The following is a 22,295-nucleotide window of genomic DNA, read 5'->3' on the forward strand; positions in this document are numbered from 1 at the left end:
CTAGTGTACTGCGCCATATTTCCTAAGTTGGGGATTCATAGCTAAAAGCGCGATCGCTGTTGTTAATATTATTCCCTACCGAGGTTAAAGAACGAACGTGTAGCAATTCATCACTCAAAGCTGCGTGGAGATAGCCGTTTGTTGCTAAAATTCGCCCCGATGCCATATCAAACGGACTTTGATCGTAAGCAGTGACTTTTCCTTTAGCTTCTTCAAGTAAGACAATTCCCGCCGTGATATCCCACGGTGAAAGTCCGCGTTCCCAGTAACCATCTAAGCGCCCACACGCGACATAAGCTAAATCAAGCGCAGCGGAGCCACTGCGGCGCACGCCTTGCGTAAGATGTGTAAGATGACAGAATTCTGCATAGTTGTTGTCTGGTGTTTCGCGGCGATCGTAGGCAAAACCTGTAACTAAAAGGCTTTTACTCAGTTCCTGCGTTTGGGAAACAGAAATTGGGCGGCGATCGCGTGTCGCGCCTAAGCCTCTTGCCGCCCGAAATAATTCTTGATGGAAAGGGTCGAAAATCACGCCTACTTGGGGAATCCCCGCAACGAGTAACCCAATTGATACGGCAAAACTAGGGTACTGGTGCGCGAAATTCGTTGTACCATCTAGGGGATCGATCGCCCATAGATAATCGCTGGTCGAATTTCCGACGTTACCTGATTCTTCTGCCAAAATTCCATGCTGCGGTACGTGACGCTGTAACACATCTAAAATGACGGCTTCGGAAGCTTTATCGGCTTGGGTGACTAAATCTCCAGGGCGTCCTTTTTCAACAACACCATCTAATGCGCCATAATAGCTTTGAACAACCGCGCCAGCAGCTAGCGCGGCTTCTGTCGCAATATCTAGATAAATTTGCAGTTGGGAAGTTGAAGTCATAATTGACGAGATTGAAATGGCAGCGATTGCGGAGGACACCTCCGCAATATTAACTACGGCGAAATTCTGCTGGAGTCAAACGCATTGGTTGAGAGGGATTCCAAATCCCCCGCTCCATGAGTCTAGCTGATTCTTGCGCGCGAGTCAGTTGCTGAGTGTACTTGTCATTAGGGTTTCTAGCAACAGCTAGAACATATCCCTGTGCGACAAGCCATTCATTTAACAATACTTTGTCATGCCACACATACGCTTGGTAGCGACCAAAACGGTCTTTTTGTTGCACGTCAAACTCTAGCAGAACATTGCTACCTTGAACAATTTTTTCTAATTGTTGTTTCGCCGTTTGTCCCCACGGCTGTTGTTGCAAATCGGGTGCGTCTACTCCGATGAGGCGGACTCGTGCATTAAAATTACGTTGCGCCTCTAAGCCGATGACTTCAAGTGTATTACCACTCACTACCCGCGTTACCTTAACAGTCTTACCTTGCGGTGTCGTTTTTGGCTGACACCCCAAAATCAAGAGTAGAAGCAGCACGCAAACAATTTTAAACGTAGCATAACTCTGACCTCTAATCTTCATCTAACGGTAAACCCGCCCGCACTTTTCCTTTACCAAAATAACGTCCGAATTGTAGTTCGTATACTTCATCTTCGTCTTGGGTTTCGACTTCCAAATCAGAAAGTGGGTAGCTAACGCACAACAATGCATAGCCTTTGGCGCGTAATTCGGGAGATAAGCCCATCGCTTCGGGTTGATAAATTTCTCCTGATAGCACTCGTACCGCACACGTTGTACAAGCACCATTACGGCAGGAAAATGGCAGTTCTACGCCCTGCTTTTCGGCATTTTGGAGGATATAGCCGTCTTCAGGAACTTCGAGCGTGTAGTTCTGATCACGCGCGCGATCGCGAATTTGAATTTTGTAATAACGAGTCATGAAGCTAATAAATTATCTATTCTTGCTGAATGTGCATGACTTCATTGTATAATTAGAATTTGTGACACCTGGAGAGGTGGCCGAGTGGTTGAAGGCGCAGCACTGGAAATGCTGTTTGGGGGCAACTTCAACGAGGGTTCGAATCCCTCCCTCTCCGTTTAAAACACAATTTGTGGAACTAGCTTGGCTTCTGTATCTGTTATCGTTAAATATCCAATTCCTAAAAAATCCTCGCCTTCCTGATAAATCCGCAACGGCGAGTTTAACGGTAACTCATCAGTAGCATTGTAAGAAACTTTTTGACCTTGACACCATTTTTGGGCGATCGCAGCAGGTAAGGTGACAGCATGAAGATGCTGTAATGCGCGTGTCGGTGGAATGAGTTGAAAGCTTCCTTGTTGAATTTGAGATTCTAATTGTTCAAATGTTAAACTATCGGCGATTTCAAAGCCACTGCTTTGCGTGCGGATGAGTTTGGCTAAAGTTCCACCAGTTTGTAAAATTCTACCCAAGTCGCGAGCGATCGCGCGAATATATGTTCCCGCACCACAGGCGATCGCCACCTCGATTTGCGGAAAATCTCCTGGGTACCAATTTAAAATCTCAATCTGAAATATTTCTACATTTCGTACAGGAATTTCAACGTTTTCTCCCGCGCGGGCAAGATCGTATAAACGTTTTCCTTGAACTTGAATTGCACTATAACGCGGCGGTATTTGCTCAATTTTGCCTTGAAATTGTTTGAGTGCGGTTGCAACTTGTTCTAGAGTTAAATTTGATACTGGCTGTGAGGTAATAACTTCCCCTTCCAGATCGTCGGTTATTGTCGTAATTCCTAGTTGAATCGTTGCTTGATAAGCTTTATTTCCTGGTAAAAATTGTAACAATCGGGTAGCTTTGCCTAAAGCGATCGGTAAAACTCCTGTCGCCGCAGGATCTAGTGTTCCACCGTGTCCAACACGCTTCATTTGTAAAAGTCGTCGTACGCGCGCGACGCAATCGTGAGAAGTGAACTCAGCGGGTTTGTTTAAATTGAGAAAACCTAGCACTAGTTGTTACGAAAAATAGTAAAACTTACGTATTGTATTTTGTACTACATAGCAATCGTTTGTTTTTACCATTTCCCTTTGCTGAAAAGACAGAAGATAAGTCATCAGTGAGACGGTTCTAATTTGCTTTTACAAAGTACAGCACTCCCTCACTCGTACCACCTTTATAAAATAACATTAAACGACCTGAAGCATCAGTCGCAATACAACGTACCGATTGGAGAGCAAAAAAGAATTGAGATTCCTGATTCATTACTTGTTCGTCACAGCGCATTCGAGTTGCACTTAATGCGCCTACAGAAAGTTGATTATTCACCAAATTATAGGAGCCGTTGAAACTATTACATCCCCCAGAACCATTTACTTGATTGTTTTCAAAACGCAGAGATATCTTGGTTTTGGGTACAAGAGTGACAACAGACCCTTGACGTTCCCAACGTTCAAGTTGCCAAGAAGAATTTTTCAAAGCTATATCAGACTGCGAAGAGGATTCGGAGGACATAGGAAGTAATTGGGTTAAAGAAGACGTTGTACCAGCCAATAAACTAAGACTGTAGCTTAAGACAACCCCCGTGGTAATTAAGATAGAACTCAATGGTACTAAAAAAAGTTTGAGTGCAACCATCTTTGTTCGCATGATGGATAACCTCTTATCTATAAATGAAGTAGAAATTGAATATCCCTATCCTCTTTTTTCAAAGCTAGGTAAAACTTAAAGACACTTTTTTCCTGTTTCCTGTTCCCTCTACAATCGCGTATAAAGAGAGTAAAATAGAACGCTGTCAGAATGAGAATGCTGTGATTAGAAAAAAGTAGAAATCTCAGTCGATAAAAGTCTGTGCAATTATAAACTTACAAGCAATTGCTACTATAGCAGTCTCGTTGGGGTAGTTAGGACATTGAAGGTACGAATAACCATTACCCTAACTAATGTTCAACCCTGACCTCAGACCTCTATGGGCAAGGCAGTGCCTTGCCCCCCTGACCTCTGCTATGTATTTATTTTGGTTCAATCCAATAATTTTTTATATTATAATAAATGCCTTTAATAGGCGGCGAGATTGTAACCTCTAAAGGCATTAATTGCAAACAATTAATAACACCTAACTATTGGTAAATATTAATTACAATATCCTAGTTGTTGAAAAGTCTGGGAGCTACCCGAAGGTCTTGAGGAGCATAATGTGTTCAGCAAAGAACCAATATTGCCGGCTCCAAAAGTACCATAACTACTAGAAGGGTATTGTGTATTTTGTGCAAATTGAGACGAGTAATTATCTTTTGGCGAATTTGGATCAATAGAACCCCAAGAAGTGACACCGACAATTACGTTAGGTATAGATGCATTGCCTGCATTTGCTCCTCCAGAGAAAGCGGGCTCTTGATATCCAAAATTAGCTAACCAAGCTCCTCCACTTGCGCCACCAGTAAAATTACTACCTTGATAGATTTGCTTAGCACCACTAACTGTGGTCAGATAACTAGGCCCATCAGATCTTTGCATAATCCGACCTGAATCTGATAATGCTGGATATCCAGTGGTGGTAAGTGCAGCAACTGATAAATTACCTGTACGACTAGAGCTAACAAATGAATAATTATTCCAACCGTAAGTTAAATATCCAGTTATATCTCCAATAAACTGACCTTGGGAATTCTTGCGCAAAGCAATAACCGCTAAGTCATTGTTTCTAGCCGCTCCACTTCCTGTATCGGTTCCGTTTGCCCAAGAAGCAGGTCTCACAAGTGATTCCCAAGCCCAACTTCCATAGGGAGCAGAGCCATTATAAGATGCTGGTGTAAATGTGAAACCTGAGAAAAGACTTGTACCAGTGCCAAAGTCCTGAATGCAGTGTGCAGCAGTGACAATTACACTTCTACGAATTAAAGTTGCAGAACAATGAGTAGTTCTAGAACCGATGTTGAATGTGAGCCTTCCCATAGTGCGATAAGGATAAGTAGCGCTGAGGTAGGCATTAGAACCAGCACCTACGGCTGAAGTAGGCAGATGTGACACTCTTTTGGAAGTGTATGGTACTGAAAAAGAGCCAAAAGCTTGAGGAATAATAGAGTTATCTGCTGAATTTGTAGAAAACTCTCCATTCATGCGATTTCCTTGATTAGAAACCTTCCCTGGTGTCGCTACTCCTGGCGTTACTCCACTTTGGTTGATTTCTGCTTGGCTAGATGGAGTGAGATTAGGAAGATATAGTGGTGCTAGAGAATTCCTGTGTGGCAAAGAGTTTTTGATCGCCGTTGGAGACAACGGTTGTTGTTGTCCTACTACGACTACGGCAACATCACGGTTTTGGGCAAGTGCCTCAGATCCATAACTACTTAGCAAACTTAGTAGTAATCCAGTTGATGCAATAGTTAATGACTGTGTAATTGATATGTGCATATTGTTCATGATTAATTTATTAAGCACAGAAATTTATGGCAACAGTTAATTTTTTGGCTCAGCGCTTTGGTGAGCAATAATTCGTCACTGTGGGATGCGATAGCCTATTAATCATTTACCATTCATAAACATTGAAACTCCTTCTCAAAACTTGGCTGCAAGGTGTCCCTCAACGTCAAATCTTGCCTTTCCGGAAGTATCCAAGATTTTGTAACATTTATTCATGTCAAGCTATGTAAAACTACATAGCTTGTAAAACCAGAGGCGAAAAACAGTGAAGTGATATGAATACAGGCTCGCTGTTGTCAGTTGAGCAAGTATTGAATGTTACTAAAATTTATTCAAGATTTCACTTGAAACCCGCGATCGCCAAGCATAGCCAGTTTGTGATGGCTACACTCAAGTGGTTCAAACCTAAGTTAAAGGCAGATGCTCAATCTATGACAAAAAGCAAGTAGTTTTAAGATTAATTTACTCGTTGCAACTGGGCGATTCTCGGATCAATAATTTTTTGACCTAATGTGGGAAATTTAATCGCGACAGATACTTTATTTCCAGAACCGAAAACATGAGTGATTTCACCAACTCCAAAGGTTTTGTGTAACACGCGATCGCCGACTTGCCAATTTTGCGGACTTGTATTTACAGGAGTTGCTGCTACTTCTCTGCTTCGCGAAGCAATACTTGGTGGTTTTGTGTAACTCCGACTCGCAGGCTGTTGATCTGCAAGTAATTCTTCGGGTAACTCTGTCAAAAATTGCGAACGAATCGCCGGTTCGCGCGAACCATAAAGCCGACGTTCGCGCGCGTGTGAAAGATGTAATAGTTCTTGCGCGCGAGTAATGCCAACATAACACAAGCGCCGTTCTTCTTCTAAGGAATCTGGATCGTCTAACGAACGGAAATTAGGTAATAAACCTTGTTCCATTCCTACTAGAAAAACCACAGGAAACTCTAACCCTTTAGCCGCGTGTAGTGTTAGTAAAGAAACGGTTTTTTGTCCTTCTTTTAAATTATCTAAATCAGAATTTAAGGCAGTGCTAGCTAAAAAAGCTTCTAAAGAAGTATCTTCGCTTTCTTCTTCAAATTGGACGACAGCATTGTAGAGTTCTTGTAAGTTTTGCAATCGATCTAAACTTTCATCAGTGCCTTGATTTTTCAAGTCTTGAATATAACCTGATTCTTCCATAATTGCTTGCACAATAACCGATGCCGGAGTAATATCTACTTGTTCTTGCCAACGACTAATTAATTGCGCAAAACTCGTTACACCTTTAACCGATCGCCCTGCTAAAGTACCCGCCGATGTCTCATCGCTGATAATTTCCCAGACTGGGATGCTTAACTCTTGCGCTGCACTTACTAAAGCATCAATCGTTGCTTTCCCAATACCACGGCGCGGTGTATTAATAACACGCAGCAAACTTACGGTATCTGAAGGATTAACAATGACCCGCAGATAGGCGAGTATATCTTTAATTTCTTTGCGATCGTAAAACTTCAACCCACCAACAATTGTATAAGGAATACCCCACCGTACTAAAGTATCTTCAAACGGTCGCGATTGCGCATTAGTGCGGTAGAGAATAGCAAAACTACCCCAATCAAAATCAGAATAGCGGCGTTCTAAATTGCGAATTTGATTAATGACAAACTGCGCTTCCGCAATTTCATCATCAGCTTTGTATAAATAAATTTGTTCGCCAGCCCCACGCGTAGGTTTGAGAATTTTATCGATGCGTTGAGTATTATTTTCTATTAGTTCATTGGCGGCTTGCAGAATGTTTTCTCTAGAGCGATAATTTTCTTCTAGTTTTACCATAGTGCGAGTATCAGCATCAGGCAAACCATCACCAAAATCAGATTGAAATTCTAGTAAAATTGTAAAATCCGCCATGCGGAAACTATAAATTGACTGATCGGCATCACCAACGACAAAGATCGAGCGATTTTGCCAATTCCAATTTTGTTTATTCGTTTCTCCGTTGGTAACAAGTAACCGAATTAAGTCATATTGCGTCCGGTTGGTATCTTGATACTCATCAACTAAAATATGTTGAAATTTGCGATGCCAATAGCCTAATACTTGTTCGTTTTGTTGAAAGAGTTGTACAGGAACGAGAATGAGGTCGTCAAAATCTAAAGCGTTGTTCTCGGCTAAAGCGCTTTGATATTGACTGTAAACTTCAGCGATAACGCGCCCGCGATAATTGGGTTGTTGACGCTCAAACTCTTGGGGAGTTAATCCTTGATTTTTCGCATTGCTAATTGCATAGCGTACCGAACGCGGTTCAAACTTTTTATCGTCTAAATTAAGTTGTTTAATAACTATTTGTTTGACAAGGCTTTGCGCATCGGATTCATCAAAAATTGAAAAATTGCGATTCCAACGCCGTCCTTTTTCATCTTGATATTTTTCAATATCAAATCGCAGCACGCGGGAAAATAAGCTGTGGAAAGTACCAATCCACAAATCTTTAATGATAGTTTTGTACACGCGCGATCGCAAACTTGTCTGTTCGTGGGGTGCTAACGCTTCTAAGGGCTTTCCATAGTCACGAATCGCAATTTGTTGGGCAAACAGCTTCTGGATGCGTTCTTTCATCTCCCGCGCGGCTTTATTAGTAAAGGTAACAGCCAGGATATTTTCAGGATCGACGCGGTGTTTCAGAATCAGATTGGCAATTCGGTAAGTCAGCGCTCGTGTTTTACCCGAACCTGCGCCAGCAACGACCAACATTGGACCGCAGAAATGTTCTACAGCTTGGCGTTGACTCGGATTGAGGCTATGGAGAAAGTCAATACTTGTCGTCATGGGTGTAAGAAGTGCGATCGCGCTCAGGGCTGCAAAAGATATATCCTGTCTGACTTATATTACAAAACTTATGCGATGTTTGTAGCTTCCTACTTATCGCAACCCAGATGTAAATCTTTAGCAAATATTAAGCTGACTGGAGTTCAGTAGTATCACTGTTATTATCTCCAAGAATAAATATTCAAGTGAGATTTTCAGTAAATTTCGCATTTATGCGCAATTTACAGTTTGGTAAACTCTATCAAATTAAATCCTCTCGAGTAGCAGAAACGACAATTATGGGCACATCAAATACACCTTTGTGGGTTCAAGACAGAGATACGGTGATTGCGCAAGGAAGTGATGCTGAGTGGCGTTACGGAGAACCACCAGACTACTCGCGTAATAATGCAGCACTCAAAGAGCAAAGTCAATACAATCATATCGAAGGTTCTTTAGAGGCGATCGTCCAAAATTTAGTCAGAACTTTTGAAATGGAAGCCTCGTTTAAGACGAATCCTCAACAGTGGTTATCTGTTGTTGCTGATAAGTTTCGGATGCGGACAAATAATCAGCCAGAATACACAGCTAACGATGTTGTTGCTGCGGGAACTTACAACTTATTTTTAGGAGAATCAGAGCATTATAGTGCTAAGTCTGAAGATTTTGAATCATCAGGAAAAATCTTTCATGATACCTTTCCGAATGGTTTTTTATGGGAACTTATTGAAGTGTTAGCAGGACCACCTAATGTAACTTTCAAGTGGCGTCATTGGGGAACTTTTAGCGGTTCTTACAAAGGACATGAACCTACAGGAGAAGTTGTAGAAATCGTTGGTATTAGTGTAGCGCGGGTGACTGACGATCTCAAAATTGAATTACTAGAACATTATTTTGATACTAATTCTTTTTTAGGAAAACTGACATCAGGTGAAAAAGCGATCGCGAATGGCTGTCCTTTTCATCAATAACTATAAGGATTTACTGTAAAGTGACGTGCGATCGCCCTCTGTAGCAACAGATACGTTTTAAGGGCGATCGTTTTTCATCTATTATTTGGATGTAATTATATTACTATTAACTTCATAACACTCATCTGGAAAGCAATCTGATTATGTTGCAAAGTTCGAGTAATTGCGATTGCACTTAGCAGATAGTAAGCATTAGAATTTCATATTCCTCCTACTCATTTTTTAGTAGCTTTAATTGCGCGTTGTAATAATTAACTGTTTTCGACTTGTAGTAATATCTTTTTAGAATAGTTAGTGGAACTGCCATCAAGTTTTAATGTCGTTTGACAATCTCTGCAAACTCCTATCTGAAAAATATCCTGCTGTCTTTGCTAGTTGGGTGTTAGGTACACCACAAACTGAAGTTAAAGTCCTCAAAACCGAATTAAGCATTGAACCAATTCGCGCTGATTACGTGACATTTTTACAGCTACAAGGGCGCATTTTACATTTAGAATTTCAAACTGTAATTGCATCAACGCCACCATTACCTTTACGAATGCTCGATTATTGGGTAAGGTTGTATCGGTTATATCGCCTCCCGATTACGCAAGTAGTAGTATTACTCCCAAGCGCACCAGAGACAATCATTGAAAATTCCTTTAACGTAGAAACAACTCGTCATGAATATCGCGTGCTGAGACTGTGGGAGGAAGATGCTGCACAATTTCTAGACAATCCAGCTTTATTACCATTTGCACCATTAACGGCAACGACGCAACCGCAAACCTTATTACAGCAAGTTGTAGAAAAAGTTAATCAACTCGAAGAAGTCGAAAAACCTGAAATTGCTGCGTATACTCAAATATTAGCAGGGTTAAAATTCAACAAGGAGTTGATACAACGAATATTTCGGGAGGGGATGATGCGCGAATCCGTGATTTATCAAGAAATTTTGGCTGAGGGAGAACAAATTGGTGAACAACGCGGTGAACAACGCGGACGCTATTCAGAAGGACAATCGCTTGTGCTGCGTCAACTGAATCGGCGTGTAGGAGAGTTACCGCAAGTTCTGCGAACTCAAATTGAATCGCTGTCGTTAGAACAAGTAGAAAATCTGGCTGAAGCACTCTTAGATTTTCAGCACATTGCAGATTTAGAAGCTTGGTTGAGTCAAAGCACTTAGATTAAACTTAAATTTCAATTTCGTTGGGTGAAATTTCAAATATATAGCAGTTCTAAATCATTTGTGAAAAACCTCTCTTTACTCTTCCTCTGTGAACTCTGTGTCTCTGCGGTTCGTTAAAAAATATTTTTCACAAATTAAACAAGATGGCTATATAAGTAAAATAATTGCTTTGCAAAGGAGCGATCGCTCTTACTTTGCAAAAGAATAGAATTAAGGTGTATTTACCAAGTATTTAAACAAGTCATCAACGATCATATTAATGGCAAAATAAGCTGCATCATGCCAATGTGTACCTACGAAATAGACTTGATTGCGTTGAACTACTTCGAGTTGTCGCCATAAGGGTCTTTGTTTGAGCTTCTCTAGCGCTTTCTTGTCATTCTCTGGTTCCCAAGTCAAAAAGAAAAGAACATCTCCATCAATATCAGCGATCTTTTCTTCCGAAATATTTTCGACATAAAAGAAATCTCCTTGCTGTGCTGGCGGACGTTGCAGCCCGACATCGTTGAGAACCGTTCCTGAAAAATGCTGTTGTCCGTATGCCCAAATTCCGTATTGTGAACTTGTACTGGCAACGGAGACTACGAGGGAGTGACGGTTTCCTAACGCTTGTTTGAGTTTTTCAATTCTTTGCCAATAGTCATTTATCAATTTCTGGCTGACATCTTCTTTACCTAATACCTGAGCAAGTTCTTCTAATTGCTCTTTCCAAGAAGGAGGCGGATAAGGGATGTTCAAGATAACTGTAGGCGCGATCTGAGATAGCTGATTGTAGATAGTCTTCGAGTAATAAAAGTTACCCAAAATCAAGTCGGGTTTAAGTTGTAACATTTTTTCGATACTGGGAGCTTCATATCCGCCAACCGATTCAATGCCATCGATTTTACCTTGAAGATAACTCGGTAGCGGCAGGTCTGATGCAAACACCGATGCGATCGGTTTGACACCTAATGCCAAACTGTTAGCTAAAGTATCTTCTCTCAGGACAATAATTCGTTGCGGGTTACGAGGAACGCAAGTTTCACCCATTGTATGTTTGACAATGCGGCAGTTTTCGGCTTGCGGTTGGTTATTTGTTACGCGGGTAGTGTTAACGCTATTGCAAGCTATAAGTATTGTTGCGGTTAAGATTCCCAAGACAAGCCAATAAACGAAGCGGCGAACAGAAATTCTCATGACTATCTAACTCAAAACTGCCAAGAAACAGTTCCCAGCACAGTGAAAGGAGCACCCCGATTGACAAAAGTTCCAGAGCCGTAATCACTAGTATAATTTTCTACATCAAACAGGTTGCGGAAATTTACAGCAGCACGGAAGCGATCGCGCTCATAAAAAATTGCTGCGTCAGTGCGGAAGAAGCTAGGTAACTCCACTGTGTTGGCATTATCCGCCCATCGTTCGCCAAGATAGTACACACCTACACCAAACCCCAAACCTTGCAAATCACCATCTTGAATTCTATAAGTTGTCCATAGACTAAACGAGTGTTCTGGAGCAGAATACCGTCGATTTCCCTCTATTGTTGGATCGTTGTCTTCGGTAATTCTGGCATCGGTGTAGGCATAGCCTCCAATAATATTCCATCCTGGTGTCATCTCGCCACTAATATCCAACTCGACACCTCGGCTTCGTTGCCTTCCCGTTTGCACTGAAAAGACTGGATTGTTCGGATCAGGAGTTGTCACATTCGAGCGAGTTAAATCGTATAAGGCAAGGTTGGCTGAAAGTTGGTCAGTGATGTCGGCTCGGATGCCTACTTCATACTGTGTTCCTCGTTCTGGGCGGAATGTATCTCCACCCGCAGCAATACCGATCGTCGGTGCAAACGAGCGAGCATAACTAGCATAAAGAGAAATCGGCGGTAGGGGTTGATAGACAATGCCCACTCGTGGACTAAATGCGGTATCTGATTGACTAGTTTCTTCATCTGCTAGTCGATCGTCCTGGGTTTCCTCAAAGAAATCAACTCGTCCACCCAACAACAGTTTAAGATTTTCTGCGATCGCAATTTGATCTTGGAGATAGACTCCAAATGTGCCTCTAGTCGTAAAGCTGTCTGTCGAAAGTTGTCCTGTAGGATTTACAGTTTGATCGAACACAGGGTTAAAGATGTCTACAGGTTGAGCATCTCCAAATTCATAGTTGAGGTCTGTTGTATTTTGATTTAGACTAAAGCCAATAAGAAGTTGATGTTCAATTGTACCTGTGTTAAATGTGCCAAGTAGATTGGTATCCAGATTAAAGTTATTGTAAAATTGGCTGCCAATTAGAAAGCCTCGGTTGAGAGTACGGTTATCATCAGCCAGGCTATCGTAGAAGATAATCGGTTCTCCGTTATTATTATCATCAGCATAAAATGTGTAACGGAAGGCATTACGCAACCTCCAGTTATTATTAAAACGATGCTCTAAGCGATATCCAATTCTGCCATTAATCCTCTGTTCATTGTTTAAAGGACCTGCGGCGTTGAAACTGCGGCTGACTTCCCCATTGGGGTTTTCTAATACAGTGCCTAAAATCGGTTGAGCTTCTCGTCCATTTTGCTCCAAAATATTGACATCGCCTTCGATAACAAGGTCGGTGTTTTGACTGAATCTCAGCGCCAGACTCGGAGCGATAAAAGTTTCAGTATTTTCATCAAAATCTAGAAAACTATTGTAGTTGCGATAGCTAACAATCAAGCGATAGAGAAGCATTCCCGTATCATCCAAAGGTCCAGAGAGATCGATTACACCTTGATAGTCGTTATAGCTGCCAGCTGTCGCACTCACTTCGTAGAACGGGTAACTTAACGGTTGTCGAGTCACAACATTGATGGTGCCACTAATAGATCCAGTTTCGCCATATAAAGCAGCAGCAGGTCCTCTCAACACTTCCAAACGTTCCGCATTGACAAAACTACCATCACTAGAAATTTGTGGATCGGGAATGCCATTGATTAGAAAGCCGCCGTAAGTTTCAAAGCCTCGGATAGTAAAGTAGTCTCTGCCGCTAGCAGGGCTAACAATTGAGGTAATGCCAGCAGTATTTTCCAAGCCTTCTGTAATACTTCTTGCTTGGCGATCCTGTAACACTTGTTGTGGAATGACTTGAATCGACTGGGGGATATCGCGCAGAGGTGTATCGGTTCTTGTGCCTACACTGGCATTGGGTACGCGATAGCCATCTTGTTCTCCTGTTACTAAAATTTCAATCGGCTCATCTTCAGCAGGTGGCTGTTGTGCAGAAGGTACAGGCGCGATTGCACCTATAATTAAACCGCGATCGCTATCAAATAACTCAATGGTTGGTAGTGCGGTTTCACCGATAATCGATACTCGCACAGTATTAGCATCAAAATTTGTAACTGTGATTTCTGTAATTCCGGTAACTGGTTTTTCTGAGCGAAATGTAAAAGAATCACCAATAGGTAAACGCAGTTGAGCATTCGGAATATCTGCAATATAGTTGTTGCCACTGCTGCGGTTTGTTACTTGCAATTGTTCGCCGAAAGGAGTTTGTAAAATGACCTCGACACCTTGATCGGTAGGAACTGCTTCGACTTCGGTAATTTGTACTAAAGACGGAGTATTGGTTGGCGATTGCGAAAGTAATTCTTTAACACTTGTAGCTGGAAATGGGGTTTCACGGATTCTTCTAATTTTTGTTTCTGTGACAACTGCGTTCTTTTCCGATTCAAGTGCTTGTACGGGTTGAATAAAGACACTATTGATACCTCCTAGCGCACTCACTACCAACCAAAAATAGATGTTGAGTGAATACGCTTTTCTTACGCTATGCGATCGCACGCAGCATTTACCACCAAAAACCAACCGCCAATTCATACCACTCCCCATACAGCTAAAATTATGGCTTATTGCAGATTTTTCTTAGTTGCAATAACCCAAAGTGTAGAGAAGTTCAATAAGTTGAGTCTATCCTGAAACCGTCTTACGTCCCGATACAAGCTTTTTGCTCAAAAAACATTCGCGCGGGGTGATGCCATGGCGATTCATTAGCTAACCTTGGCAAATATCAGAAGATTATTTTATTGATGCGATGTCTAGACGATCGTTGCATTCCGCTTAGGTGAAAACCGCATCAAATCCTAACTCAATGAAGATAGCCTTTCTAATAGCATTCCAACATTTATCTTTTATTTCGCCTTGTTTACGCTTAATTCGACTAGCATCCACAGCCCTCATCTGACTTAGGCAAACATCGCGATCTTTATCTAAACCATTGCGCTAAGTAGCCTTTATGTTAACTACAAAGGGGAAAGTCTTTGCCCCTGGTAGAATTGGCGCAATAATTGTAGTAGGACTATTTTGATTTCCGATGTCATTTTGCAGAATCAAGCAAGGTCGCCCTTTATCTGTTTCACTACCTACCACAGGCTTCAGATCGACCCACCATATATCACCGCGCTTGTAGATTAACTGACCGTTAGGCATCTAATCCATCACCTACGGTAACATCTCAAACAGTAATTTCTTCTAAGAATTCAGGATCTTTCAATTGCTCTTTGTATGCATCTTCTAATTCCTTTAGAAGACTTTTTTTCTTTTCTCTAAGAAGAATTTTATTAATATATTGACTGCGATTCTTAGAAGACCGATCCACAAACTCTAAAACTTCTTCATCCAGTGTAATATTAATTTTCTTACTCATAACTCTAAATTTTGTCGGATAAATATGTAGGATTATTTTATCATACTATCTGATTTCAATTGACGCTACTCAGTCACAAGCGTGTCACTAAACTCAACTTATTAGACTTCTTGCATGAATCACAAACGCCCTCTGACTGAAGTCAGGGGCTACTCAAGCAAAGTGTACTTTCGTACACTGAAGCAAGACTTTTATCAATAAGTTCACAAGAGAGAAAAGTGAACAGCGGTGTTCATGAATGATTTAGAACTACTATATTAACCAATTACCAATTACCAATTTTGATATTACATTTATTTTTAACCATCTACTTATTAACTCATAAAGGAACACGCTTTTTGCCCGAAAATTCGCGCGGTGTGATGCCAAACTTGCGCTTAAATGCAGCCGCAAAGTGTCCTAAATGAGCGTATCCTACAATATTAGCGACTTCGGCAACAGTTAAATTATGCTCGCGTAACAGTTGCCGTGCGTGTTCCATGCGTTGATTTGTTAAATAACCAAATACCGTTGTGCCAAAAAGTATCTGAAATCCTCTTTGCAGCGAACTCTCACTGATACCTACCCGTTGCGCTAATTCTGATAATAACGGTGGGTTTTCTAAACGAGAAAGTAGAATTTCCTTGGCATAATGAATTTTGGCGATCGTTTCTTTCTTTAAGCGCGGTGACGATTGCCTTCCCGCAGCGTCTTGCCCACCTTCTAAAAAAGGCACCAACTGCAACGCGATCAATTCTATAACTTTACTCTGCAAATATATCCGCTTAGCAGTTCCTTGGTGAGGACAATTAATAATTTGCTGCGCGACTCTTTTTACTTCTACATTCGCTTTGGGAAAAAGTAATGTCTGCCAGTCGTTTTCTTTTGCCAAAAATTTCAACTGAGGTAGCATTCCACCATCTTCTCCTGGAAAGAAAGTCGCTAGCAACTTTGGCGGCATTTCTATTTCAATACCTACAGTTCTTTTAAACTGGCGAAATAACACCTCAAATTTACGTTGTACCCCACCACCAGAGATAAAACTATTATCTTCTCCAACTAACCCATAAGAATGCGTGTACTCCCCTAAAGTTATGACCCCAAACTGGAGAGGATGGTTATTAACGGAAGTTTTAATGAATACGTCATGATGAAATTGTTGATCGTCAATATTCAGCCAAAGGTCAGGATATACCTCAATCTGTCGATAGTAGCCTTTACCAAGTTGTTTGGGTATTTGGTAAATATACTCAGATTCTATGGACACGTTGCACGTACTATTTTGTTCGTTTTCTAGTAGTTCAAAGTAGTCATCGTCTGTCAAGGTGATTGTCATCACTAGCTCTTAAAAATTAATGATAACTAGTTGCAATAATTTTAGCGGATGGGAATGCTTAGGACAATGCGCGATCGTAGGTTAAGTAGACAAATAATCTAAAATGCTTCATGCGCCGCGACTCAATCTTTTATCAACTGTTTCAACAATCTCCTACTTTACTGTTTGAGCTATTGACAAATCCACCAATTAATGCAGTAGAGTACCGCTTTGATTCGGTAGCAGTTAAAGAACCCAAGTTTGAGATCGATGGGGTGTTTTTACCACCCGAAAACGACGGTGCAGGAGTCGTGTATTTCTGTGTTGGCGAAGCCTGCCGGAGGCACGGTACAATTCCAAAAAGATGAGATGCTCTACGAACGAGTCATTGCCGAATCATCGTTATCCTTCTACCGCAACCGTGCTCGATTTAGCGACTGGCAAGCGGTAATTATCTACCTCTCACAAAATGTCGAACAAAGCGATCTTTATCCGCATCGCTCATTTCTTAATGGTGGACAAGTTCATCGTGTGTATTTAGATGAGTTGGGTGATATTCGTACTTTACCGCTGAACGTAGCCTTGATGGTATTGACGACAGTAGAGGAAGCAATTGCACCACAAGAAGCAAGATATTTGTTAAACCGAACTCGTCAAGAACAACCGCAACCAACAACACAAGTGATAATAGAGATGATGACAACGATCATCGCGTACAAGTTTGTTCGCGCAGTGTGTGCGTAGCACAAACAATTAAATCGACAAGAGGTAGAAGTGATGCTGGGAATCACGCTGAAACACCCAAGTTTACAGGCTTGGTTAGAAGCGCGATCGCATGATGCAGATATTGCCCAAGCGGATGACTAATTCTGCCAAAAAATGCGATCGCGCCGCATTTTACCTATCGACTCATTGTTGGAATCTTGGCAATACTCACTTCTTGTAACACTTGCGGAAACTGCTGCCAAGGTATATTTCCTGTTTTGCTCTTTAAATACAGTTCGCCAAACTGAAGTAACGCAGCGGCAGTGTCATCCGCAGGTACGTTGGTGAATAGATAAGTCGGTTTACCAGGCGCGGAAAAAGCAACGGCGCAGGGAGAACTGCACGTCCACAAGCATCCCACTGGCTGAATTCTCAGATACTTACACTGCGTTTGTTCAGCACTTAAGGCGTTGAGTTGTTCGATTAAACGAGTACCGTCAGCAACTTGATTTTCTGGCAATTCTTCAGAAGAACGGTTACAAGATTTACAGACAAGTAGGCAAGTAGGCATAATTGTGTATCACAAGTGTCTAATGTGGAAAAATAGGTAATAGGTAAATGGTAATCGAGTTAGCGTAAGCTTGCGTTGATAATCAATAGCTTATGGCTTAGCTTCGAGCGCTACATATAAATTTTCCTACAGTTAGTCATTATATTTATTCGACTCCAACTTGTTCTATCGATAACTAAATAGAGATTTGGCTGCTCCGAAAAAGTTAGAGATAACCAAGTTTGAACAATGGGAAACCACAGTGTCTCAATCTTCAATAAGGGAAATGATAAATATATTTGTAATTGTTTCCGTCTACTTTCAAATAAAATTGGGAAAGGCAAAGCAGTAGCTATTTTTTCTAGGCTGACTTCTTTCACAGCTTGCACTACGTTAATCAGAAGATTTAACAACAACTGGGTAGGCTTCAGTTGATTTTCTAGGTGTGTTTGGTACAATGAAGGTAGCATTTTATTAATAGATAGGTCTTGTTGAGAATAACTGACCTATCTTTTTTTACCATAATTCGGTCAAAACATTGCGCTGTCTCAATTGTGGGTTGCTTGTCGCCCCGTCAGGTAAAGCACAACTCCTACTGCGTATAAATTAGAAGTAGGTAAAAAGTGACCATAAAATTGTTCAGGTGCCATATATGCTGGCGCTCTTAAATTAATTTCTGTGTATTTTTCTTGGCTTAGTCGTGTAATTCCAAAATCAGCAAGACACGCCATCCAACCTGTTTCATTCTGATGTAGTAGTATGTTCTCTGGCTTAATATCACAGTGTCTAATACCGCTGTTGTGCGCGTGTTCTAAACCAGAGAGAACATCTGCAATTATTTTTAAGCTTTGAAGTAAGCTGAGTGAGCTATTTGATTGCATGAAATGGCGTAAATTACCACCATTCCAATAATCCAATACTAAGTAGCGTCCTTTCTCTGTGTGTTCAATACCCTGACGACTAATAATATTAGGATGTTGTAATCTTGCTAAAATTTTTATTCTCGAAGAAATTTATAAGTAGATAAGCTTTTTTTGTCGAACTCTTTAATGGTCACTAAGCTTTCTGTTGGTATATGAACTGCCTTAAAAACACGTCCAAACTGTCCTTTTCCTAACAAATCTAAGTTTAATATTGAGAATTCATAGAGCTAGTTCTACATTAGGATTGAGTTGAATATTTTGATGATAACGCTTAATGTCTCGCAGATAATTTATTGTTTCAGCAAGTTTTGTGTGTTCAGTCAATAATCTTTGGATATCCTCAGATGATGCTTGATGTCTTTTTTCTGAATGGCTAGTAGTTTGCAATGCTGCGATTTGCCGAATTAATTGTTCAACCTCGTTTTCAAGATTATTGTTTTCTTGCTTGAGTTGGTCTAACGCTGTATTATTCTCAGTTATGCTGCGATTAAAGTTAACATCTGCTTGCTATAGTTGCGCCACTTGGGTGGAAATAGAAGCAAATCTTTCTTGAGGAGTGGTACTTTGTTCTAATACTTGCGTTATTGCTTGCTGATTCTGTTGGATTGACACGATCAAAAGTTTGCAGTTTGCCCAATTGAGTACGACAGCCGCTGATAAGGGAAGCGAAGCAAAGATCGCTTGCTGCGAAATGACCGAGGCGATCGCCCCAGCAACTGAACCAATAACCGCAAAGCCTTCAATAGTTTCTAACCAATGAGAGTTTTTATTCAGCGATGTTACTTGTTGCATAATACCTGTTTGATTAATCACTAAAAGCGTTTGTGTTGCGATGATTAAACTTTCTATCCTAGTACGAAAAGTAGCCGTAGCATACGTGAGGAGTTGAATAATATCTTTTCTCCAAGTTGACGTAAAATCTCCAGAAGTATTTTGAAACAAACTCGGCTCAATATCGCGCATTTTTGCCTCGACGCAATCGCGAATTTCTGATTCCGCTTTAGTCATTTTTTCGTAAGCACTTAGCCGTACATCAAAAGACTGAAAATAGTTTTTGATAAATTGTAATTCTTCGGCAGTAGCATATCGACCATCTGCCGCTACACTCAAGCAAGATAGTTGTGTCAACATTTTTCAGTATGCGTTGAAATTGGCTAGTCTCAATCAAGCATCTTATTTAAAAATGATGCATTGGCAAGCGAACATCGCGGCAGAATGTTTCGCACAAACCGGACAAATTACTGTAATTGTCCAAGATAATCATCCTATTCATACCAGCAAACAAGTGAAAGAATATTGGTGTGATTGGCAAGACAAAGGGTTGTATCTGTTTCAATTGCCCAATTATTCCTCGCCGATGAACCTGATTGAGACGCTCGTGACCTCAACTCAAGACCCATGAATTAGTTGGTCGTATATTTCTGCCTAGCTACTTATAACTTTGATTCTTTTTTGCATAGCTACTGATTTTGAAAATCATAAAAATAGGGTAAGTAATAACTTACCCTCATCAAGAAGCAGTATTATTTCATTGAACCTTCCGTATAAATCGTAGATACCCTTGTTTATCTAGCGGCAAATCGATTTGTAATCGCAATCTATACAGGGTTCTATTGTATTAAGGTTGTATCCGGCTTCCTGGACCTACTACACCGATTTTGTGACGGTAGGACAATTCAGCACCAAACCAGCCAGAAACACTTGTGAGCGTACCGACAATCAGCGAGATAACTAATCCCCAAGGTAGTATAGCGGCTTCGTAGTTACCCCAGCGTAAATACAAGTTGATAGCCGTTAATACAAGTATAGAAACATTAAGAACCATATGCGCCCAACCAGCGCTGCGCTTGCGGACGCGCTCGATCTGTAAGAAGTCACTCATGCCAATAATTGCAGCAACTAGCCCAGTGACTAAACCCGCAATGATCAACCAAAACGAAGCCCTCGCCCAGAAAGGATCGCTAGTGAACCAATAAACAACATCAGTCACTAAAGCGCCTGCTAAAGATCCTATGGGAAAAATGACGCTGAGCGGATGTAATGGGTGTCCGGCGATCGCAACAGTACTAGGTACACCAGGGTCACGATATTCGCGATCGTCGCTTTCTATAACTGGTGGAATATTGGGATACGGTGTTCCCCGTGTTTGCTGTGTTTCCATGCGTTCTCCTGCTCAAGGAATATATAGTAGAGGTCACAGGGGTAAAAGGCACTGCCTTACCCGTAGGGGTCAGATGAGAGAAATGATTCTGAGGCTCTACAATGTCCTAATTATATTGACTATTGCTATAAGTGTTATTTATTCTCTCCGACAATTTCAACCTGAAGGAATTTGCTCAACGTGTGCTTCAGCTTGCAAAATTATTTTGCCCGCTTCTATTTGTAAATTGTTAATTTTTAACGTCATTCCTTCCAAGTCAAAGTTGCTTAAATTTAAGATTTCGCTTGTTTCTTCGATTAAGGCTTGCGTCAATTCGGGCGAAAGTTCCTCGTTGTCTCCATATTCGACATTTTCTAACGTCACGGTTTGTCCGCTAGCACTAACACGCGGTACAGCCGAGAAAGCAACTTGATGTGTTTGTCCCTCTCGCAACATTACACTTGCGTTTAGCGCTACTTTCCCTTCTCCTGGTAAGCGAAAATCGACTTGTTGAGCATCAACTGTTACAGGTTGACCATGGACGTGGATTTGTTGCTGTTGTAATTGCTGACGTACATAATCTGAGTTAAACGCACGGTTGATATCTGCTTCGGTTAAAACAGCGCGAACACTTGCTTCGGTTGGTTTTGTAAGTTCAATTTTACCCAACGCAACACTCAGCGGATTGATCGCAACGCTGCTCATGTGCATATCTAGTTCTTCTACGCGCAGATCGCCTTGCATAACTAAGCCATCGCCATCAATCGTTACCGAGTCAACTTCTCCTTGAATCAGCTTGAATGGATCAGTTTTGATATCTACATCCAAGTTTTCCACTTCATCAAGCTGGCTAGCTATTCCAATTTCTGCCACTTTGTTGAGTGCTTCCTCACCTAGTCCAGGCTGTTGGTCGAACATTATCTAATATTTCCCTTTGAATAAGAGCTTATTTCTTTCGTAAATCTAACGATTTGCTCTTAGCCTTGTATCTGTCAACTGGTGGAGGAAACGTTCATACACATTGTATTCGTCGATGCAGCCATGCTTATACAGTTAATTTATGATTTAAAGTTTTGCTTGTGCTGAATCAGTCATAAGGAGGATGAATCGCCAAAATAGGTTATGCGAAGCTCTAGTTTATTGCAACTTATTCTCGTTTAACCTAGAGCAATCGGAGAAATATAGAGTATGGCAACTACGCTTAATGAAACACAGCTTCAGGCGATCGCGAGCAGACTCGCAACATTAAAAGCTATCCAAAATTTATTGATTAGCAATGAGCAAACCTTAAGCTCTGCCATTAGCGATACAGACATTCGCGATCGCCTACAAGATATGCTCAAGGACGATCAGAAGAATCTTCAAGTTATCGAAAATAGTATTGCCAAACTCGGTGCTTCGGCTGACGCCCCCGAAAAAGTTCACAAACTCGTTGAGACTGTGCAAAACCTGATGGCGGGTAATGAACTATCGCCCTACGAAAAAGTGTTTGAACATGAAAAATTAAAACACCAGCAAGCGATGACTGGTCTTTTAGTTCATAAAGCCGCGCAAGTTGTTGGCGAAGACTTAATGGAAGCGATCGGGCCGCTGAATCAAGTCAATTTTGAGAATAGAGCGCATCAAGAGCAACTCAAAGGTGTTTTAGAAATATTAAGTACTCGCGAACTCGTAGGACGCGATCCTGACCAAGGCGTTTGGGGAAGAGTTCAAGATGCAGTATCGGCGTTGAGTGGTGTCTTTGGTAGCGTAGCCAGCTAGAACAATATGACGTTTTCTGTTTTGTTATTTTAGTATTGTTGGTGTAGAAAGGCGACAACCGC

At 41.2% G+C, this 22,295-nt stretch carries 21 protein-coding genes, 1 tRNA gene and 1 pseudogene; 6 read left to right on the forward strand and 17 right to left on the reverse strand.

The window, feature by feature from the left end:
- Positions 1-22 precede the first annotated feature (22 nt).
- The 3 genes from GLO7428_RS11105 to GLO7428_RS11115 are packed head-to-tail and all read right to left on the reverse strand — an operon-like array spanning position 23 to position 1,827.
- Positions 23-892 carry an inositol monophosphatase family protein gene (locus GLO7428_RS11105; RefSeq protein ID WP_196797584.1) on the reverse strand — a complete coding sequence of 290 codons (870 nt, stop codon included), beginning with the start codon at positions 890-892 and terminating at the stop codon, positions 23-25.
- A 46-nt stretch (positions 893-938) separates the two neighbouring features.
- Complete coding sequence (locus GLO7428_RS11110; RefSeq protein WP_196797501.1) at positions 939-1,424, reverse strand: thermonuclease family protein; 486 nt, start codon at positions 1,422-1,424, stop codon at positions 939-941.
- A gap of 34 nt (positions 1,425-1,458) precedes the next feature.
- Positions 1,459-1,827, reverse strand: a complete 369-nt coding sequence (locus GLO7428_RS11115) for a 2Fe-2S iron-sulfur cluster-binding protein (protein WP_015188646.1) — start codon at positions 1,825-1,827, stop codon at positions 1,459-1,461.
- Positions 1,828-1,897: 70 nt separating this feature from the next.
- Here GLO7428_RS11115 and GLO7428_RS11120 point away from each other — a divergent pair.
- A tRNA-Ser gene (locus GLO7428_RS11120) sits at positions 1,898-1,984 on the forward strand.
- Between the two features lies 1 nt (position 1,985).
- On the opposite strand, the gene truB is transcribed toward GLO7428_RS11120, so the two are convergent.
- The 4 genes from truB to pcrA form a co-directional block, all read right to left on the reverse strand.
- Complete coding sequence (gene truB, locus GLO7428_RS11125) at positions 1,986-2,876, reverse strand: tRNA pseudouridine(55) synthase TruB (protein WP_015188647.1); 891 nt, start codon at positions 2,874-2,876, stop codon at positions 1,986-1,988.
- A gap of 118 nt (positions 2,877-2,994) precedes the next feature.
- Positions 2,995-3,501 (reverse strand): META domain-containing protein, encoded by a 507-nt coding sequence (locus GLO7428_RS26020; protein WP_051038422.1) that lies wholly within the window; start codon positions 3,499-3,501, stop codon positions 2,995-2,997.
- Between the two features lie 495 nt (positions 3,502-3,996).
- Positions 3,997-5,286, reverse strand: a complete 1,290-nt coding sequence (locus tag GLO7428_RS26025) for a serine protease (protein ID WP_015188649.1) — start codon at positions 5,284-5,286, stop codon at positions 3,997-3,999.
- A gap of 457 nt (positions 5,287-5,743) precedes the next feature.
- The gene (gene pcrA, locus GLO7428_RS11140; protein ID WP_015188650.1) at positions 5,744-8,092 is read right to left on the reverse strand and encodes a DNA helicase PcrA; all 2,349 of its coding nucleotides are present in this window, start codon (positions 8,090-8,092) and stop codon (positions 5,744-5,746) included.
- Between the two features lie 278 nt (positions 8,093-8,370).
- On the opposite strand from pcrA, the gene GLO7428_RS11145 reads away from it, so the two are divergent.
- The gene (locus GLO7428_RS11145; protein ID WP_041919094.1) at positions 8,371-9,042 is read left to right on the forward strand and encodes a hypothetical protein; all 672 of its coding nucleotides are present in this window, start codon (positions 8,371-8,373) and stop codon (positions 9,040-9,042) included.
- 316 nt (positions 9,043-9,358) lie between these two features.
- Positions 9,359-10,207 (forward strand): DUF4351 domain-containing protein, encoded by an 849-nt coding sequence (locus tag GLO7428_RS11150; RefSeq protein WP_015188652.1) that lies wholly within the window; start codon positions 9,359-9,361, stop codon positions 10,205-10,207.
- 213 nt (positions 10,208-10,420) lie between these two features.
- On the opposite strand, the gene GLO7428_RS11155 is transcribed toward GLO7428_RS11150, so the two are convergent.
- The 5 genes from GLO7428_RS11155 to GLO7428_RS11175 form a co-directional block, all read right to left on the reverse strand.
- A complete protein-coding gene (locus tag GLO7428_RS11155; protein ID WP_015188653.1) occupies positions 10,421-11,386 on the reverse strand; it encodes an iron-siderophore ABC transporter substrate-binding protein in 966 nt (321 codons plus the stop codon).
- 11 nt (positions 11,387-11,397) lie between these two features.
- Positions 11,398-14,034, reverse strand: a complete 2,637-nt coding sequence (locus GLO7428_RS11160) for a TonB-dependent siderophore receptor (protein ID WP_015188654.1) — start codon at positions 14,032-14,034, stop codon at positions 11,398-11,400.
- Positions 14,035-14,436: 402 nt separating this feature from the next.
- Entirely contained in the window at positions 14,437-14,643 is a 207-nt protein-coding gene (locus GLO7428_RS29000; protein ID WP_231295582.1) for a type II toxin-antitoxin system PemK/MazF family toxin, read from the reverse strand.
- Between the two features lie 25 nt (positions 14,644-14,668).
- Positions 14,669-14,860, reverse strand: a complete 192-nt coding sequence (locus tag GLO7428_RS11170) for a hypothetical protein (protein ID WP_015188655.1) — start codon at positions 14,858-14,860, stop codon at positions 14,669-14,671.
- Positions 14,861-15,179: 319 nt separating this feature from the next.
- The gene (locus GLO7428_RS11175; protein ID WP_015188656.1) at positions 15,180-16,175 is read right to left on the reverse strand and encodes an AraC family transcriptional regulator; all 996 of its coding nucleotides are present in this window, start codon (positions 16,173-16,175) and stop codon (positions 15,180-15,182) included.
- Between the two features lie 110 nt (positions 16,176-16,285).
- On the opposite strand from GLO7428_RS11175, the pseudogene GLO7428_RS11185 reads away from it, so the two are divergent.
- Positions 16,286-16,880 (forward strand): annotated as a pseudogene (locus tag GLO7428_RS11185) (Rpn family recombination-promoting nuclease/putative transposase); the annotation flags it as partial.
- Between the two features lie 175 nt (positions 16,881-17,055).
- On the opposite strand, the gene GLO7428_RS11190 reads toward GLO7428_RS11185, so the two are convergent.
- From GLO7428_RS11190 to GLO7428_RS26035, 3 genes are all read right to left on the reverse strand, one after another.
- A complete protein-coding gene (locus GLO7428_RS11190) occupies positions 17,056-17,430 on the reverse strand; it encodes a DUF1636 domain-containing protein (RefSeq protein ID WP_015188657.1) in 375 nt (124 codons plus the stop codon).
- Between the two features lie 527 nt (positions 17,431-17,957).
- Entirely contained in the window at positions 17,958-18,422 is a 465-nt protein-coding gene (locus GLO7428_RS26030; RefSeq protein ID WP_081588067.1) for a protein kinase, read from the reverse strand.
- 417 nt (positions 18,423-18,839) lie between these two features.
- On the reverse strand, positions 18,840-19,463 hold the full coding sequence (locus GLO7428_RS26035; RefSeq protein ID WP_015188659.1) for a hypothetical protein: 624 nt from the start codon (positions 19,461-19,463) through the stop codon (positions 18,840-18,842).
- Positions 19,464-19,515: 52 nt separating this feature from the next.
- Here GLO7428_RS26035 and GLO7428_RS11210 point away from each other — a divergent pair, with 52 nt between their 5' ends.
- Positions 19,516-19,734 carry a transposase gene (locus GLO7428_RS11210; RefSeq protein WP_155823690.1) on the forward strand — a complete coding sequence of 73 codons (219 nt, stop codon included), beginning with the start codon at positions 19,516-19,518 and terminating at the stop codon, positions 19,732-19,734.
- Between the two features lie 216 nt (positions 19,735-19,950).
- Here the strand turns inward: GLO7428_RS11210 and GLO7428_RS11215 are convergent, their stop codons facing one another.
- Together GLO7428_RS11215 and GLO7428_RS11220 are read right to left on the reverse strand one after the other, a co-directional pair.
- Positions 19,951-20,493 (reverse strand): DUF2231 domain-containing protein, encoded by a 543-nt coding sequence (locus tag GLO7428_RS11215; RefSeq protein ID WP_015188660.1) that lies wholly within the window; start codon positions 20,491-20,493, stop codon positions 19,951-19,953.
- 156 nt (positions 20,494-20,649) lie between these two features.
- Positions 20,650-21,390 (reverse strand): DUF2993 domain-containing protein, encoded by a 741-nt coding sequence (locus tag GLO7428_RS11220; RefSeq protein ID WP_015188661.1) that lies wholly within the window; start codon positions 21,388-21,390, stop codon positions 20,650-20,652.
- A 270-nt stretch (positions 21,391-21,660) separates the two neighbouring features.
- Here GLO7428_RS11220 and GLO7428_RS11225 point away from each other — a divergent pair, with 270 nt between their 5' ends.
- Complete coding sequence (locus GLO7428_RS11225) at positions 21,661-22,233, forward strand: hemerythrin HHE cation binding domain protein (protein WP_015188662.1); 573 nt, start codon at positions 21,661-21,663, stop codon at positions 22,231-22,233.
- The last annotated feature ends 62 nt before the right edge of the window (positions 22,234-22,295 follow it).

The organism is Gloeocapsa sp. PCC 7428, from assembly GCF_000317555.1.
GTDB lineage: Bacteria > Cyanobacteriota > Cyanobacteriia > Cyanobacteriales > Chroococcidiopsidaceae > Chroogloeocystis.

Bases quoted from the DNA above. Each gene is read 5' to 3' on its own strand.
- GLO7428_RS11210 (WP_155823690.1), top strand. From the start codon at position 19,516: ATGATGCATTGGCAAGCGAACATCGCGGCAGAATGTTTCGCACAAACC.
- GLO7428_RS11190 (WP_015188657.1), bottom strand. From the start codon at position 17,430: ATGCCTACTTGCCTACTTGTCTGTAAATCTTGTAACCGTTCTTCTGAA.
- GLO7428_RS11220 (WP_015188661.1), bottom strand. From the start codon at position 21,390: ATGTTCGACCAACAGCCTGGACTAGGTGAGGAAGCACTCAACAAAGTG.
- GLO7428_RS26035 (WP_015188659.1), bottom strand. From the start codon at position 19,463: ATGTTGACACAACTATCTTGCTTGAGTGTAGCGGCAGATGGTCGATAT.
- GLO7428_RS11160 (WP_015188654.1), bottom strand. From the start codon at position 14,034: ATGAATTGGCGGTTGGTTTTTGGTGGTAAATGCTGCGTGCGATCGCAT.
- GLO7428_RS26020 (WP_051038422.1), bottom strand. From the start codon at position 3,501: ATGGTTGCACTCAAACTTTTTTTAGTACCATTGAGTTCTATCTTAATT.
- pcrA (WP_015188650.1), bottom strand. From the start codon at position 8,092: ATGACGACAAGTATTGACTTTCTCCATAGCCTCAATCCGAGTCAACGC.
- GLO7428_RS11215 (WP_015188660.1), bottom strand. From the start codon at position 20,493: ATGGAAACACAGCAAACACGGGGAACACCGTATCCCAATATTCCACCA.
- GLO7428_RS26025 (WP_015188649.1), bottom strand. From the start codon at position 5,286: ATGAACAATATGCACATATCAATTACACAGTCATTAACTATTGCATCA.
- GLO7428_RS29000 (WP_231295582.1), bottom strand. From the start codon at position 14,643: ATGCCTAACGGTCAGTTAATCTACAAGCGCGGTGATATATGGTGGGTC.
- GLO7428_RS11170 (WP_015188655.1), bottom strand. From the start codon at position 14,860: ATGAGTAAGAAAATTAATATTACACTGGATGAAGAAGTTTTAGAGTTT.
- GLO7428_RS11225 (WP_015188662.1), top strand. From the start codon at position 21,661: ATGGCAACTACGCTTAATGAAACACAGCTTCAGGCGATCGCGAGCAGA.
- GLO7428_RS11155 (WP_015188653.1), bottom strand. From the start codon at position 11,386: ATGAGAATTTCTGTTCGCCGCTTCGTTTATTGGCTTGTCTTGGGAATC.
- GLO7428_RS11115 (WP_015188646.1), bottom strand. From the start codon at position 1,827: ATGACTCGTTATTACAAAATTCAAATTCGCGATCGCGCGCGTGATCAG.
- GLO7428_RS11145 (WP_041919094.1), top strand. From the start codon at position 8,371: ATGGGCACATCAAATACACCTTTGTGGGTTCAAGACAGAGATACGGTG.
- GLO7428_RS11150 (WP_015188652.1), top strand. From the start codon at position 9,359: ATGTCGTTTGACAATCTCTGCAAACTCCTATCTGAAAAATATCCTGCT.
- GLO7428_RS11175 (WP_015188656.1), bottom strand. From the start codon at position 16,175: ATGACAATCACCTTGACAGACGATGACTACTTTGAACTACTAGAAAAC.